General features: G+C 50.9%; 15 protein-coding genes. 8 read left to right on the forward strand and 7 right to left on the reverse strand.

Annotation, left to right across the window (positions count from 1 at the left end; genetic code table 11):
* The first annotated feature begins 108 nt into the window (after positions 1-108).
* Positions 109-1,329: an IS256 family transposase gene (locus tag NST07_RS33065; RefSeq protein ID WP_342479894.1), complete on the forward strand. Its 1,221-nt coding sequence runs from the start codon at positions 109-111 to the stop codon at positions 1,327-1,329.
* A 192-nt stretch (positions 1,330-1,521) separates the two neighbouring features.
* Here the strand turns inward: NST07_RS33065 and NST07_RS33070 are convergent, their stop codons facing one another.
* Positions 1,522-2,280, reverse strand: a complete 759-nt coding sequence (locus tag NST07_RS33070; RefSeq protein WP_341097198.1) for a MerR family transcriptional regulator — start codon at positions 2,278-2,280, stop codon at positions 1,522-1,524.
* 225 nt (positions 2,281-2,505) lie between these two features.
* On the opposite strand from NST07_RS33070, the gene NST07_RS33075 reads away from it, so the two are divergent.
* Both NST07_RS33075 and NST07_RS33080 read left to right on the forward strand, forming a co-directional pair.
* On the forward strand, positions 2,506-3,363 hold the full coding sequence (locus tag NST07_RS33075) for an alpha/beta hydrolase (protein WP_341380151.1): 858 nt from the start codon (positions 2,506-2,508) through the stop codon (positions 3,361-3,363).
* A 101-nt stretch (positions 3,364-3,464) separates the two neighbouring features.
* Positions 3,465-4,361: a YegS/Rv2252/BmrU family lipid kinase gene (locus tag NST07_RS33080; protein ID WP_342480819.1), complete on the forward strand. Its 897-nt coding sequence runs from the start codon at positions 3,465-3,467 to the stop codon at positions 4,359-4,361.
* Between the two features lie 34 nt (positions 4,362-4,395).
* Here NST07_RS33080 and NST07_RS33085 read toward each other — a convergent pair whose 3' ends face one another.
* A complete protein-coding gene (locus tag NST07_RS33085) occupies positions 4,396-4,938 on the reverse strand; it encodes a hypothetical protein (RefSeq protein WP_341097202.1) in 543 nt (180 codons plus the stop codon).
* 96 nt (positions 4,939-5,034) lie between these two features.
* Between NST07_RS33085 and NST07_RS33090 the strand changes: the two genes are divergently transcribed.
* Complete coding sequence (locus NST07_RS33090) at positions 5,035-5,949, forward strand: phosphatidate cytidylyltransferase (protein ID WP_341097818.1); 915 nt, start codon at positions 5,035-5,037, stop codon at positions 5,947-5,949.
* Between the two features lie 68 nt (positions 5,950-6,017).
* Here NST07_RS33090 and NST07_RS33095 read toward each other — a convergent pair whose 3' ends face one another.
* The 3 genes from NST07_RS33095 to NST07_RS33105 are packed head-to-tail and all read right to left on the reverse strand — an operon-like array spanning position 6,018 to position 9,616.
* Entirely contained in the window at positions 6,018-8,159 is a 2,142-nt protein-coding gene (locus NST07_RS33095) for a carbohydrate-binding domain-containing protein (RefSeq protein ID WP_342480820.1), read from the reverse strand.
* Positions 8,160-8,196: 37 nt separating this feature from the next.
* Entirely contained in the window at positions 8,197-8,880 is a 684-nt protein-coding gene (locus tag NST07_RS33100; RefSeq protein ID WP_341097204.1) for a DUF4956 domain-containing protein, read from the reverse strand.
* Positions 8,873-9,616 (reverse strand): polyphosphate polymerase domain-containing protein, encoded by a 744-nt coding sequence (locus NST07_RS33105; protein ID WP_342480821.1) that lies wholly within the window; start codon positions 9,614-9,616, stop codon positions 8,873-8,875. The genes NST07_RS33100 and NST07_RS33105 overlap by 8 nt, the downstream gene beginning before the upstream one ends.
* Positions 9,617-9,868: 252 nt before the next feature.
* Between NST07_RS33105 and NST07_RS33110 the strand changes: the two genes are divergently transcribed.
* The 3 genes from NST07_RS33110 to tlp all read left to right on the forward strand — a co-directional run bounded on the left by NST07_RS33110 (position 9,869) and on the right by tlp (position 12,202).
* A complete protein-coding gene (locus NST07_RS33110; protein ID WP_342480822.1) occupies positions 9,869-10,546 on the forward strand; it encodes a response regulator transcription factor in 678 nt (225 codons plus the stop codon).
* Positions 10,546-11,838 (forward strand): HAMP domain-containing sensor histidine kinase, encoded by a 1,293-nt coding sequence (locus NST07_RS33115; protein ID WP_341097207.1) that lies wholly within the window; start codon positions 10,546-10,548, stop codon positions 11,836-11,838. Before NST07_RS33110 ends, NST07_RS33115 begins: the two co-directional genes overlap by 1 nt.
* A 139-nt stretch (positions 11,839-11,977) precedes the next feature.
* On the forward strand, positions 11,978-12,202 hold the full coding sequence (tlp, locus tag NST07_RS33120) for a small acid-soluble spore protein Tlp (protein WP_341097209.1): 225 nt from the start codon (positions 11,978-11,980) through the stop codon (positions 12,200-12,202).
* A 66-nt stretch (positions 12,203-12,268) separates the two neighbouring features.
* On the opposite strand, the gene NST07_RS33125 is transcribed toward tlp, so the two are convergent.
* Both NST07_RS33125 and NST07_RS33130 read right to left on the reverse strand, forming a co-directional pair.
* A complete protein-coding gene (locus NST07_RS33125; RefSeq protein WP_341097210.1) occupies positions 12,269-12,640 on the reverse strand; it encodes a RidA family protein in 372 nt (123 codons plus the stop codon).
* Positions 12,641-13,299: 659 nt separating this feature from the next.
* On the reverse strand, positions 13,300-13,734 hold the full coding sequence (locus NST07_RS33130) for an Lrp/AsnC family transcriptional regulator (RefSeq protein WP_341097212.1): 435 nt from the start codon (positions 13,732-13,734) through the stop codon (positions 13,300-13,302).
* 158 nt (positions 13,735-13,892) lie between these two features.
* Between NST07_RS33130 and NST07_RS33135 the strand changes: the two genes are divergently transcribed.
* The gene (locus tag NST07_RS33135; RefSeq protein ID WP_341097215.1) at positions 13,893-14,348 is read left to right on the forward strand and encodes a VOC family protein; all 456 of its coding nucleotides are present in this window, start codon (positions 13,893-13,895) and stop codon (positions 14,346-14,348) included.
* Positions 14,349-14,351 lie beyond the last annotated feature (3 nt).

Here is a 14,351-nt window from a genome sequence, read left to right on the forward strand (position 1 = left end):
CGGTGAAGTTCGAATGGGTGCCAGATCCTGAATTTGAGTCTGTAAAATATATTGTGTAAACTCTCAAACCCATTAAAATGGAAGTAAGAGAAAGGATGGGGAGAACACATGGGACTTTGGTCAAAACAGCAACTTCGAGAATTTATTAAGGAGAATAATCTGGTTACAGCACAAGATGCACAGAATGCCTTAAAAGATCTATTCGCAGAGACAATTCAGGAGATGCTGGAAGCCGAAATGGATACCCACTTGGGCTATGGAAAGCATGAAGTGAAGGCGAAGCTCACGCCAAACAGTCGGAACGGAAAGAGCCGTAAAACGGTAGTGAGTGAGTACGGCGAACAGGAGATCACCGTCCCTCGGGACCGGCTGGGGGAGTTTGAGCCTCTGGTCGTCAAGAAGCATCAATCGAATGTAACGGGCATCGAAGAGCAGATTATCGCCTTATATGCCAAAGGGATCAGCACCAGAGAAATTCAGGATCATTTGGGGCAGATGTATGGCATTGAAGTCTCCCCTACGCTCATTTCCAATGTGACGAACAAGATTGTGCCTCTCATTAAAGAATGGCAGAATCGTCCGCTGCAGGGCGTCTATGCGGTTGTCTATCTGGATGCGATCCACTTCAAGGTCAAGCAAGACGGGGCCATTATCAACAAGGCCGCCTACATGGTCATTGGCATCGATCTGGACGGAAATAAAGACGTGCTGGGCATGTGGATTGGTGAGAATGAGTCCTCCAAGTTCTGGCTGAGCGTGCTGAATGAGCTTAAGAATCGCGGGGTCCAAGATATCCTCATTATCTGCGTGGATAATCTGTCCGGATTCTCCCAGGCGATTGCGGCCTGCTATCCCCAAACCGAAATCCAGAAATGTATTATACACCAAATCCGCAGCTCCACCCGTTACGTGTCGTACAAGGACATTAAGAAAGTAACTGCCGATTTAAAGCCCATTTACAAGGCAGCTACCGAGGAAGGTGCCTTGCTTGAACTTGACCGTTTCGAGGAAGTTTGGGGAGCGAAATATCCCCTAATCCTCCGTTCATGGCGAACGAATTGGGACGAGCTCGCTACCTTTTTCAAGTACCCGCCCGAGATCCGCAAACTCATCTACACCACCAATATGATTGAGAGTTACCACCGTCAGCTTCGAAAAGTGACGAAGGGAAAGAGCATCTTTCCTACGGATGAAGCCTTGCTGAAAATGCTCTATCTGGCTACCGTGGACGTCACCCGGAAATGGACAGGACGTGTCCAAAACTGGGGCCAAATGCTACTCCAGCTGTCGGTCTTTTTCCCCGATCGGGTCGGTCAACACTTGCGTTAGTTTGAGAATTCCCCCTCGGGGGAACCTATGCTTAAAAGAGTTTACACAAAATTATTGACAGACCCCTGAATTTCCGCCGCACCGTTTATGCTGATTCCCATCAGAGACACAGCAGGGAAATATATATCTGTGCCCTCCACAACAAAGAAGCGTCAAAGACACCTGTGGTGTTTCGGCGCTTCTATCTATTCCTTAATGTTCTTTATTATAAGGTTGCCTGTTCAGCGTGAGCGACGCCTCGCTCCCGTCCATGAACCCGGCCTCTATACATAACTCCACCAATTGATGAACACCGTTATACTGCTGGCGGTTGCGCCGGTCAATCTTAACCAGTGCCTCTACCGTAACTTCCTTCACCTTCTCCACACTGTTCTGCTCCAGGGCTTGCACAAGCTCTTTCATCTTATCCAAATAATACACCGTGGTTCTAAGCGTTCGAATCAGCATGATTTGCCTTGCGTGTACCGGAGTGTACAGGCGGTAACCATTCTCCTGATTTCTCTCCGGGGACAGCAGCCCTTCCTTCTCCCAGTGCCGGATGGCGGAGGTCTGCACATTCGTGATAGCCGCCACTTCTCCGATGCTCATCTTATGCTTCATTCCTTTGCCCATAACCGGATGGAGTCCGGGGTCCTGCAGCAAGGCGAGCGTTCTGCCGGCGGTGACTTTCTCTTCCTGCAAACGGGCCTGCTCGGCGCTTACCAGCCATAAGGCAGTGTCCAGCTCCCCTTTCTGAATATGGCGAAGCACCTCATAGGTCAGCGGGTAGCCAAAGCCGGGAAGCATGGACCGAAGACAACGGAAATACGCCATATGCAGCCCGGTGTACAACCGGTAGCCGTTCGGAGCCCGTTCCGGTGGCGGAACCACGCCCCAAGCCTCGTAATGTCTTAATGCACTGGTGCTGATACCAAGCGACTTGGCAATTTCAGCGGGTTTGTAGATAACCATCTGCCGTTCACCTCTTTGCATACCTGATGATTGTAACAGTAGCAAAACTCCCCCGTGATGGCAAACCTTCAATCATAACCTTAAAGTGCCCTGACAGCCTTCGGGAATAATACAACCTCTGGGGACAAGGGGCCTTCCGCTAATGCTTCTCTTTTGCATCAATGTTGTATATTGGTTGGTGTAATAGATTAAGCAGTAACTAATAGCTGAAATGGAGGGCTGATCATGCTTACAGCAAAATTACATGATGGAAGTGAAATTGAGGTCGTAATTACGGGTGAAGGACCGAACCTGCTGCTGCCGGTTAATCCGTATCCTGTTATAGGTCCCCAGGCAGCGGAAATGCTCAAATGGGGGGCCGATCCGGCACTGGGACGTTCACTGATCGACGCGCTCAGCGGTAAATACCGGGTCATTGCCTTTGACTATGAAGGGCATGTCCAGAGCAAGCCGAAGCCGGATACGCTGACACCCGCCAACATTGCCAAGGACTTTCTGTCTATTGCCGATGCTGCACAAGCGCCGCAATTCGCCTATTACGGCTACTCTTGGCTGGCGCTTAGCGGACTGCAGCTGACTCTTCGCACAGACCGCATCACCGCGCTTGTCATGGGAGGATTCCCTCCCATCGGCGGACCCTACAAGGAGATGCTCCGGGTAACGATGGCTGCGCATGAGCTGTCTCAAGCCTCACATCAGCATCCGGCCCCTTCGCCGGACAGCCAGCGCGAAACCTGGGACGACTTCGACTGGTCCACGGTGGAAGTCACCCTGACCGAAGCCCAGACGCGGCAGTTCGTCACGTTGTATGGTGCACTACAGTCATTCGATGACCGTGCCGCGCAAACCGTGCTCAGCTGTTCCCGGATGTGCTTTGCCGGTGCTGCCGATACTATTGATTATGATCAACGCTGGGGAGGTGTGAGGGTCGACATCGCCGGACCTTTTCTCCGGCAGCGTGAAGTGCTCGAAGCGCTGGGCTGGAAGATCTCGGTGCTGCCAGAGCTCGACCATACCGGGGCCATGCAGGCGTCACACGTCCTTCCTATCCTGATTCCCTGGCTGGATTCAAAGCTGCTGTAGCCATGCGGAAATAAATGATTTGAGCGCAGGATCAAAGCCGGTATTTTCGGGTAAAGGTATGCAACGAATCCTATATCAGCAGGACAGAAAGGATGTTGTGCATGCAGCAGGCTATGATCATCATTAATCCCTCCGCCGGCAAGGAGGATGCGCTTGAATATATTAGTCAGGCAGAAGAAATTCTACAGAATAACGGATACATGGTTACGGTCAATGAGACGGTAAAAGAAGGCGACGCCACCCGCTTCTGCATTACTGCATGCCAGGAAGGTTATGAGCTGGTTGTTTCCATCGGCGGCGACGGCACGCTCCATGAAGTCATTAACGGGCTGTTTGATCAGGAGCACCGCCCGCGGCTGGGTATAGTTCCGCTTGGAACGATCAATGATTTTGCCCGCGCCTTGCAGGTTCCCCTGGATCCCGGACAGGCCATCGCTGCACTCACCTCCTCCAGGATTCAACCAGTCGATGCCGGCCGCCTAAATGACCGGTTATTCGGAAACGTCGTCGCCGCCGGTTCACTCGCCGAAACGCTGTCAGGCGTATCGTCAGATGACAAATCGAGGCTGGGAGCCTTTGCCTATTTCAAGGAAGGCTTCAAAGAGCTTGCCGGAAGCGGCAACCCGGCTCATTCCTTGACCATCCAGTATGATGGCGGGATATGGGAAGGCGAATCTCCACTATTCGTCGCCGCTCTTACCAACTCCGTAGGCGGATTCGAAAAGCTGGCGCCGGGTGCTCAAGTTGACGATGGCCTGCTTCACTGCTTTATCATCAAAGACCTCAATATCTTCAATACGCTTACAGTCAGCATCTCCTTGCTGCTGGGCAACCTGAAGGATCATAAGGATGTCATTTATTTCACGGCCAGCCATGTCACCCTAAGCTCACCCGCCCCCGTCCGGACCAATGTGGATGGCGAAGAGGGCCCGGCTCTGCCGATCCGGTTAAGCACCCTTCCCCGTTATGTTCAGGTAATCGTTCCTGAAGAAGAGTAGCGGGCACTCCCAGGGGAATGCCCTATCCCCCTCCTCATACTTCAGGCTTATACTGGTTTAATTTCCCTTCGTAAATCAACTGCAGCCGGTCGCTCTGCCGAAAATCATCGGGCGTAACGAGCGCTGGAAGCTTGTTCCATAGCTTGATGCCGGAACGGTCCAGAACTTCCGCAACAAATTGCGAGCAAAAGTAGGAGTTGCTGAATTCGACCGGCTCCTTCAGTGCGATACCGATAACACCGAGGATGTTATATAGATACTTCTGCTGGCTGCGGATAAAGATGTGCAGCACACGTTTCATTTTCTCCACCTCGCGGTCCGTGACCTGAAGCTCGTAGATGACGCATGTTGTATTCGGATATTTGCTGAATGTGCCTGTCTGAATATCCTCCTTCACAAATCCGCCATTCAGAGGATTGCTTGGATGCTTTCTCCCGAAGCTGTACATTTCCGAAAGCCCGCGGTCAAAAGCGATCGAGGCGTGATTATACGGCGCTTTCGTGTAGCCTTGAATGAGCTTCGTAAACAACGTGCCGGTATTCGTAAGCAGGATAAAGACCGATTGATTACCTGTCATTTACAAAATTTCCCCTTATCAAGTTTGGAAGTTTCCTTCATAATAACATATGATTCCTTTAATGGAATCCTACCCTGCGACAAGTTGGTGATAGCTATAGACCGCTCCTTATTAACATTAGTGCTTATTTTCGCTGCCCTTTCGGCCATCCATTTAATTTATGTTGTAGTGAGCAGACTCCAGAAGAACAAGGACTATACCGGCATCGGCTTCCGCATCAAAACCTGGTGGGGCATGCTCCTTATCTTCTGCCTGGCCACCTTGTTCAATCCGGTCGTCTCGCTGCTGTCGCTGATGGCGCTCACTTTCTTCGCCCTAAAGGAATATTTCTCGATGATCCGGACCCGAAAAGCCGACCGCCGGCTGTTCCTCTGGGCATACCTGGCGATTCCTTTGCAGTTCTATTGGATTTATATTGAGTGGTACGGGATGTTTATCGTCTTCATTCCCGTGTATGTATTTCTGCTCCTGCCGCTCCCGCGGCTGATCAACAAAGGCACGCTCGGCTTTCTGCGCAGCGTCAGCTCCACCCAATGGGGACTTATGCTGATGGTGTTCGGGCTTAGCCATCTGGCCTACTTTCAATTTGCCACTCCGGAATACGGAGCCGGACTCGTCCTGTTCCTGGTCGTATTAACCCAGCTCAATGATGTCATACATTATCTGGCCTCGATCTATTTCGGCAAACACAAGGTGGTTCCGACCGCCAACCCCAACCTGACCTGGGAAGGGTTCATCTGCGCATTTGTGGTAACAACAGGGGTATCCTATCTGATCTATCCCTACCTTACGCCGCTTAACCCGGCCTTCGGATTTTTGTCCGGCATGCTGATCAGTCTCAGCGGTTACTTCGGCAGCTTAACGGTTTCGGTGCTGAAACGGGATTTGCTGATCGGAGATGATGACAAGTTCGATGCGCTCAAAAAAAGCTATTTAAGCCGGGTCGACAGCCTGACTTACACCTCGCCGGTCTTCTTCCATGTCATCCGTTATTTCTTCGATTTCATGTAGGAGAAACAGCAAGCAGCACGCCTCCGCTGGCCGGAGACGTGCTGCTTGCTGCATTATACTACCGTCTTTTACTGCTGAACTTCGCCCTCAGCTCCGGTCGGTGGAGTACCCCCGCCGCCAAATCCGCCTTCAGGTCTCGTTCCGCCGCCGCCTCGGCCACCACCCATGCCGCCGCCCATACCGCTCGTGGCAGTGGTTACTCCGGATTCATTCAACCAGGTTACGCTGCTGGAGATGTCGAAGGATACCCCTTCGGTACCGCCGCTATAAGCGCCGCCAGTGTACAGGCCATCTACTGCCGTACCTGTCGAGCTTCCGCCAGTGAAGAGAGTGTACGACCCGCCTTCTTTAAGATCCGGCGAGCTGACGACTACTGATCTGTAGCTCTTCGATGGAGCAAACGTAGCGATCGTATTGCCGTCGCTGTCCTGCAGATGAACCAGTTGTCCAGCCTCCTGGGAATCCGTGAACGTCATGGCGATCGAGTATTGGCTGGATGCATCACTTGGAGCCTGAAGCATCCCCGCACTTCCCGCTACTACCAGATAACCGCCGGTGATCTCGAAGGTTCCGTCATAGTCCAAAGCGCCATTGCCATCAGCAGTTGGACCATTGGTGATCACAGTACCGCCTGTCATCACGACCGATCCGTTCGAATCCAAACCGTCCCCTGCAGCATCAACGGTTAATGTGCCTCCGCTAATCGTGAGCAGGTTGTTGCCGGAGCTGGTGAACTGATCCTGTCTCTGTGTTCCTTCCGCAGAATTATCGTCATTGCCTCCGGCAACATTCACACCGTCATCGGACGCAGTCACATCAATCTCACCGCCTGCAATGGTGATATTCGCACCTTCAATTCCTTCATAGCTCTTTGTAATATTAACGGTTCCACCCGACAGGCTTGTCAGGCTGTCCGCATGAATACCGTCATCTCCTGCGGCAATCTGGAGTTCTCCATCTGCGATGGAGACATTGCTGTTGCTGTGCACCGCATCATCGGCGGAATCAATCGTGAAGCTTCCGCCGTTCACCGTAAGATCTCCCCCGGCTTTCAGCCCTTTAGCGCTCGTGGATTCGGTTTCTGTTACAGTTGCCGTATCAGCGGATGCCGCTGTCGTGTCACTCGTTGCAGTCGTTGCGGTCGTCGCAGCGGTTGCGGCAGGTTCGGCTGCCGTATCTGCCGGTGCCTGGCCCGAACCCGTACCGGCTGCGGGAGCCTGAGTACCTCTCATACCCCGGCCGCCGCCCATTCCCATACCTCCTCCTTGGTCGCCCGTCTTCACTTCGGCGTTAGCATTGCCGCCGCCCGTCAGAAGGTTAAATGTCCCTCCATCAGCAACCAGCGTTGTCTCGGCCTGGATTCCGTCATTGCCGGCCACAATATCAAACGTTCCGGCCGTAATGGCAATGAATCCTTTGTCGGCATCCTCATCGTTGGTCGATTTGATCCCGTCTCCCTCGGCATTGATAGTCATTGTGCCGTCTTGAATGGCGATCAGATCTTTGCCGACAATCCCGTCATCGGCTGCCTGCACTTCTATCGTGCCCGACACAATCTTCAGGTCATCCTTACTGGTGATTCCGTCCTTGTAGCTGGCGGTAACCGACAGCTTGCCTGTTCCGTTAATCGTCAGGTCTGCCTTGCTGAAGATAGCCGCACTTGGCTCATCGGTAGTGTCATCAGCCAAGATATAGGTGGTGCCGTCGGTAATCTTGTTGTCCGTCCCTTCCTGCAGGGTCATAATGACCTTGCCTGCTTCCTTAATGTAGACCGGTGCGCTGCTGCTGTTATGAAGCGTAGCGCCGTTCAGCACGAGATGAACACTTCCTTTATCCTGAACATCAATAATGATCTGTCCTTCATTCAGCGTTCCGCTGACAACATAAGTACCTGCCGCTGTAATGGTTACTACTCCCCCGGAGGCTGCTGCGCCGGAACCGCTAACGGCTGCGCCCGTTCCATTCAACGCTATCGTGGTGGAGCTGTCCGCGCTCCATGCTATAGCGGTATCTTCTTCGTCAAAGGTAACCAGATCCGCTGCCTTGACACTTGCCAGCTGTACACTGGAAGCCGTTGTGCTCTGTGCGGATGCCGTTGTTACGGCTGCTGATGTTGCAGGGGTTGAGGCCGATTGTGTTGCGGAACTGGCTGCGCCGCAAGCCGACATTACAGCAGCGAGCAACAGCACCAGTCCTACTTTACTTCCCATGATAAATTTATTCATATCAATCAATCCCTTCATTCTTTTAGTATTCTGTGAGAGTCGGGCTCATCGTCAGTGACAGATCCAGGTTGCCGTTGCGGCAGCGGATCGCATCCAGCAGTTCCTTCTGGCTCGTGTGCTCATCAATCGTCACGGCGTAGACCAGTTCATATAAGCTGCCAAGCTCAGTGGTGCGGATCTTTTTCAGTTCATAAGCGACATTGAATTTGGCAAAAACCTCTGCGAAAGCTTCCTCGTAACCCAGGTTCTCGGGAATGGTCACTTTCAGCGTTTTTTGCATTGTTGTTCTAACACCAAAACCTGTGCGGTTCAGGATAAACATAATAATGCAGAGAATAATGGTAAATAGTGCAGCATAACCGAATGCGCCTACGCCGCAGGCAAGGCCGGAGGCCATGGTGAACAGGACAAAGGTGATATCCTTAGGATCACCCGGCGCGCTTCGGAAGCGGATGATCGAGAACGCCCCGGCCAAGCTGAAGGCTCTGGCGACATTGCTGCCGATCAGCAGGATGATGATAGCCACAATAACCGGCAGCAGCACCATCGTGAGCGTGAAGCTTTGCGAATATCCCGCCGGGCTTGTTTTCATATAGGTCAGACTAATAATCGCGCCTAGGGCGATAGCGGTCAGGATGGTTAGAATGGCGTTTGTGAACGTTAATTCTGTACTCGTCAGAGCCGCCGAAAAGAGGTTATCAAGCATACAGGACACTCTCACTTTCTGTTTTACTGTTTCTCAGCATTTTTTTATATTCATTGCCGTATTTGGAGAAGCCCGTGCGGTACATTTGGTGTTCGGAGAGCATTTTAGAGAGCCAGACCGGGATCGTTTTTTCCGCCTTCACTTCCATCAGCCATTGGCCCGGTTCCATCAGCGGTTCGCCGTGAGTGCCATGCTCCATCTTGAGATCGTACCGCCGGCTGCGGATATTCGTATCAAACGTGATGCGGAGATCGCGGTTATTTTTGCAGAACATCGCTTTGCGGTCATAGGACAGATACACCATAGGCTGCAGATCATATCGTGTCAGGAAGTATTTGATTTCCTCAATAACCTGCTTGTTCATGTAATCCTTGTATTCCGGCTCAACTCCTGTGCGGACAAAATCATATGCCTCGTGCAGTGTCAGCGAGGTTCTTCTTTTGTTGACCAGGCCGAACACCTTTTTCTTAATCTCCAGATACACCTTCGTCTCTCCACTTGGTATCCCGTAAGCTCTTAACCTAAGCTTTTCCTTGTATTTTGGCTTGGCCAGGCTGTTGCGGATCAGCGTATGGTGTGCCGTGTCATAATACAGATTGGTGATGGAGTAATATTCATGCTGCTTGTTGTAATCGTCAGGCTCCATATATTGAAGCAATTCATTGTAAAGGTGGTTGTAGGCTTCATTGTCGAACAAATACTTGTTCTCATATCGGTTGAAAACTTCGATCGCCATGGGGTTCAGATCCTTTCTTATTCGAATATTTCGTGTGTCCCGCTTGCTTATGAATGTATCTTAGTCCCCAAACCTTTAGCGAAGCTTAAATGGTTTTACACAGGTTTGATTTATTTACACAGGCTTAACAAAAGGGAATATAGCGGCGTTTGCTATATATGAAGAGAGAGCTTCCATTAAGGTTCGCTAAAGGTAATCTTGTTATAATGGCGTAAGCAGCAAGCACATAATAAGCAGAGGATGTTTAACCCTATGAGAATATTAATAGTAGAAGACGAGGTGCATCTGGCGGAGGCCGTCACGCAAATCTTGAAGAAACATAATTATTCGGTAGACGCCGTGCATGACGGCAGATCGGGACTTGATTACGCGTTAAGCGGGATCTATGATTTGCTGCTGCTCGACATCATGATGCCGGAGATGGATGGAATCAGCGTGCTGAGGGCGCTCCGGAATAAGCAAGTGGCTACACCTGTCATTTTTCTGACCGCCAAAGGCGAAATTACGGATATGGTAACTGGGCTCGATTATGGGGCTGATGACTACATCGCCAAACCTTTTTCATCAGAGGAATTGCTGGCCCGGATACGGGCGGTACTGCGGCGCAAAGGCGAGGTTCTGCCGGATGATGCGCTGAAGTTCGGGGATTTGGAGCTGAATACGACCAATCTGCGGCTTACGGTGAACGGCAAGGAAATGAAGCTGAACCTCAAGGAAAGCGAGCTGCTGGAGCTGCTGATCATACGGAAACAATCCGTAACCTCCAAAGAGCAGATTATTGAGAAGCTGTGGGGATTCGATTCCGAGGCGGAGCATAACAATGTGGAGGTCTATATCTCTTTTCTGCGCAAAAAGCTCACGTTCCTGGGTTCGGCCATACGCATCAGCACTATCCGGAACGTCGGTTATGTATTAGAGGTGAATACCTGATGTTCAAAAAGCTTAGAAACCGGTTCCTGATCGTCAATCTGGTCACTATCTCCGTGATGATGCTTGCCGCCTTCGCCGCCATCTACATCATTTCCTACCTGGATGTGCAGGCTAAGAATGAAATGGAACTGCACCGGAGTGTAGAGTTGTACCAGAAACGGAAGGGCAACAATTCTGACGGGCCGCGGGATAACGGCACTGTCACCGGAATGCCGCTGCCGGATGGCGGGGACATGGGCAGCATGGGCGGCGGAAATCCCCCGCCGGAACGATCCGTGTCCTTCATGATTGAAACGGATGATCAGTGGAACCAAACAGGGACGCCAAAATCACAATTCACCATGGAAGACGAGTTCTATCAGCAGGCGCTGCAGGAAGCGGTATCCGCAGGCAAAAATACCGGGCGCTTCACCCTCGACGGCAGCGACTGGACCTTTGAGATACAGCCAACCACTGCCGGGCATATGCTGGTCTTCCTCGACATCACCGCCCGGCAGGAGATTCTGACCAATCTCAACTATACCTTTACTATCGTAGGCGTGGTCATGCTGATTATTCTCTATTTCACCAGCCGGTATTTTGCCAACCGCTCCATCCAGCCGGTCAAAGAAGCCTTTGATAAACAGAAACAGTTCATCGCCGATGCCTCCCATGAGCTGAAGACACCGCTCGCCATCATTAGTACCAATACCGATGTGCTGCTCTCCAATGGGGAGGACACGATTGACCAGCAGTCGAAGTGGCTGCACTATATCAAGTCGGAGACAGAGCGGATGGCCAAGCTGACGAATGACTTGCTCTATTTAACGGAGATAGATGATTCGCGGACGGGCATGATCCATACCCCTTTTGATATCAGCGAAGCGGTCGAGAATATCATTCTGACGATGGAAGCTGTAATCTTCGAGAAGAACGTTGCTCTGGAGTATGATATTGAGCCTCATCTGACCGTTCAGGGCAACAGTGAGCAGATCAAGCAGGTGGTCATGATTCTACTGGACAACGCTGTGAAATATACCGGCCCGAAAGGTGAGGTGAGCCTATCCTTGCGCAAACAGCATAACGATGTGGTGCTGGCCGTTACCAATACCGGAGAGGGCATCGCCCCGGAGCATCTCCCGCGGATCTTCGACCGGTTCTACCGCACCGATGCTTCCCGGGCACGTAAGCAAGGCGGGTACGGGCTTGGCCTGGCCATTGCCAAATCCATTGTCGAGCAGCAGCATAAGGGCAAAATTTACGCCCGGAGTGTGATGGGAGAATCCACTACATTTTATGTCCAGCTGTCTTGAGAAGAAACATAGACTACGATTATCCCTTTATGTCGGTGGTCCGACTTTTTTGCTTCCCATGCATGAAATTATCCGATAAAGGTCAACCTACTGGTTAGCGTTCCTTTGGGGCGCGTTAATAACAGGAGGCGATCAACCTATGGCAAAACCGGATAACCGGGCAGACAATGTTGAGCATTTACAACAAAGCATTCAGCATACAGAGCGGAATTTGAGGGAAGCGGAAGACTACCTTAACGAATTTTCCTCAGAGATCAGCAGCGAGGAACGCAGCCAGATCGAAGCCAAAAATGAACGGCGCAAGGAAAGCATCCGGGGCTTCCGCGCGGAAGTTAAGGACGAGGCAGCTCATTCCCAGGAGTAGTTGACGGCAAACGGCGGCCCACCCGGTTTACCCGGGCTGGACCGCCGTTTGTATGTCGATATTTTACTATTTGCGGGGTTTATAGGCCACTGCGTCTATCTGCACCTTGAGTCCATCCGGACCCCCCACATGGGCAAACTCGGTGGAAATGGTTTTTCTGGCCGGATATTTACCTTTGAACCTGCGTTTGAACACCTCTTCCATGACCGGAATATCCCACACATCCCTAAGCAGGATATCCACCTTTACGACAGCATCCAGCTGCAAATTCACCTGCTGCAATCTCTGGCTCATATCATTCAGCGCTCCTTCAACCTGCTCCCCTGACGATCCGCCCACATTGCCGACACAGAAGCTGAGAAAGATAAAATCCCCCGCTTCAACAATTCCCGAATAAGCATACTCTTCATTTACATCAAGTCTAACGATTTCGCTCATCTAATTACCATCTCCCTATACAAGATACACCGATTATATAGGGTGATATCGGACAACAGAATGTCGCAGATCTCAATTATATAGTTTGAACTTAAGATCTTTCTGGTTTGGGTTATTGTCGTAACTGCGGAGACTGTTTGGACTTCCGGCCGCTGTTTGCGGTTGAAATCTACAGACAAAGGCGGACGCTATCGCTCCGTAAGTTCCAAACTTCCCCTCCGACACCTCCACCCTTTTTAAATTTCAAGTTCAATCTGTAAGAAAGGCGTTTCACCACTAGGCAGTTTTTTCGGTAGAGGCTTACGTCTCGGTGTTTCAAAGACTTCGCTCTTTTTCCGAAGGCGTGTGTGTGCATGCGGAAAGTGTATTTCTGGCTCTGAGCACGAACGGACCGAGTTGCAACTATTTGGGGCTTTTAGCCTGTTACAGGAGGAAAACGGACTCCAGCGCAGTTATTTCTCCCTGCTGGCCGTTTTTAGATAGAATGCAGAGCAAATAAGGTCGCCTGGGTCCGCCAAAGAGAATAAACAGGTGTTTTACTCTCCATAGCGCCTCCTGAGTCCGTTACGAGTACACGAACCCGCTGCGGGTTTTTAGGGACCCTACTTTCAATACTAAATCCCTGCTTCCCCAGAGCTCTTCCAGTTTGAAGACATGCTCTAGAGCAGAATCCGGTTTTCCAAAATATTTTTCAGGCTGATATGCGACTTGGAGGGTCCAAGCTTCATCAGGGAGTCCTGGAATTCCGCCAGTTCGCCAATGGATGCCGTCTGCACTTTGATAAGGTAGTTGTATTCTCCGCTGATGCGGAACAAGTCCGTCACCTCCCAGGCTTGTTCGCAGAAATCAACGAGCTCCTGGCAATATTCTGTTTTGAGCAGGATGAACGTAGTCGTGCCCCGGTTCAGCTTATTTAAATTAAACGCCGCAGTATACCCGGAAATGATGTTCCGCTCTTCCAGCTTGATGATCCTCTCCTTTACGGAGGGTTGGGACATAGAAATTTCTTTACTGATCTGGGACACAGGCATCCGTGCGTTACGCTGCAGCAACTGCATAATCTGTTTATCAGTTTCATCCATTGGATACTCCATATAGGCACCTCCTGAGCAAGTTTTAATATAATAATGCTTTCCAGCTGAAAAACCTTATAATAAATAATCATTTTACTATAAAACCCTTATTATTCGTATGTAATTCAATGTTTCTTTCCCCTATAATTAATTGTATCTTAGTTAGGGGGAGATTAGATGTGAGTATTAAAGGCCTTGCCCATGTGGCAATCCAAGCGAAGGATTATCAGGCAACACTTGCTTTTTATACAGAAGTGTTAGAGTTCAAGGTGGCGCATCATTGGAGTCTGCCTGCTTTCAAGATCAACGAGGCTTGCATGCTGCTCTCACCGGATCAAAGAACCTGCATTGAGCTTTTTGACGATGAAGCGGTGATTGCGGCTCAAGGAAAAAAAGCGAAGCGCGAAGAGGATGTTGCTCACGGTGCGCTGCTGCATCTGGCCTTCTATGTCGGCAATGCCCGGGAAACATATCAAAAAGCCCTTGCTCATGGAGCAAAGGCCTGTATAGAGCCCGACCAATTGTCGCTCGGTGAACCCGCGCTCATTGTGCGAAATGCGCTCGTTCACAGCCCGAACGGGGAGATCATCGAATTCATTGAAGAGGTGGATTGGACTCGTTCCACTGAGGGATGATCT

Origin of the sequence: Paenibacillus sp. FSL L8-0340 (assembly GCF_038593145.1) — a bacterium.
GTDB lineage: Bacteria > Bacillota > Bacilli > Paenibacillales > Paenibacillaceae > Paenibacillus_AQ.

Bases quoted from the DNA above. Each gene is read 5' to 3' on its own strand.
- NST07_RS33110 (WP_342480822.1), top strand. From the start codon at position 9,869: ATGAGAATATTAATAGTAGAAGACGAGGTGCATCTGGCGGAGGCCGTC.
- NST07_RS33075 (WP_341380151.1), top strand. From the start codon at position 2,506: ATGCTTACAGCAAAATTACATGATGGAAGTGAAATTGAGGTCGTAATT.
- NST07_RS33065 (WP_342479894.1), top strand. From the start codon at position 109: ATGGGACTTTGGTCAAAACAGCAACTTCGAGAATTTATTAAGGAGAAT.
- NST07_RS33095 (WP_342480820.1), bottom strand. From the start codon at position 8,159: ATGGGAAGTAAAGTAGGACTGGTGCTGTTGCTCGCTGCTGTAATGTCG.
- NST07_RS33125 (WP_341097210.1), bottom strand. From the start codon at position 12,640: ATGAGCGAAATCGTTAGACTTGATGTAAATGAAGAGTATGCTTATTCG.
- NST07_RS33105 (WP_342480821.1), bottom strand. From the start codon at position 9,616: ATGGCGATCGAAGTTTTCAACCGATATGAGAACAAGTATTTGTTCGAC.
- NST07_RS33130 (WP_341097212.1), bottom strand. From the start codon at position 13,734: ATGGAGTATCCAATGGATGAAACTGATAAACAGATTATGCAGTTGCTG.
- NST07_RS33080 (WP_342480819.1), top strand. From the start codon at position 3,465: ATGCAGCAGGCTATGATCATCATTAATCCCTCCGCCGGCAAGGAGGAT.
- NST07_RS33100 (WP_341097204.1), bottom strand. From the start codon at position 8,880: ATGCTTGATAACCTCTTTTCGGCGGCTCTGACGAGTACAGAATTAACG.
- NST07_RS33085 (WP_341097202.1), bottom strand. From the start codon at position 4,938: ATGACAGGTAATCAATCGGTCTTTATCCTGCTTACGAATACCGGCACG.
- NST07_RS33070 (WP_341097198.1), bottom strand. From the start codon at position 2,280: ATGGTTATCTACAAACCCGCTGAAATTGCCAAGTCGCTTGGTATCAGC.
- NST07_RS33115 (WP_341097207.1), top strand. From the start codon at position 10,546: ATGTTCAAAAAGCTTAGAAACCGGTTCCTGATCGTCAATCTGGTCACT.
- tlp (WP_341097209.1), top strand. From the start codon at position 11,978: ATGGCAAAACCGGATAACCGGGCAGACAATGTTGAGCATTTACAACAA.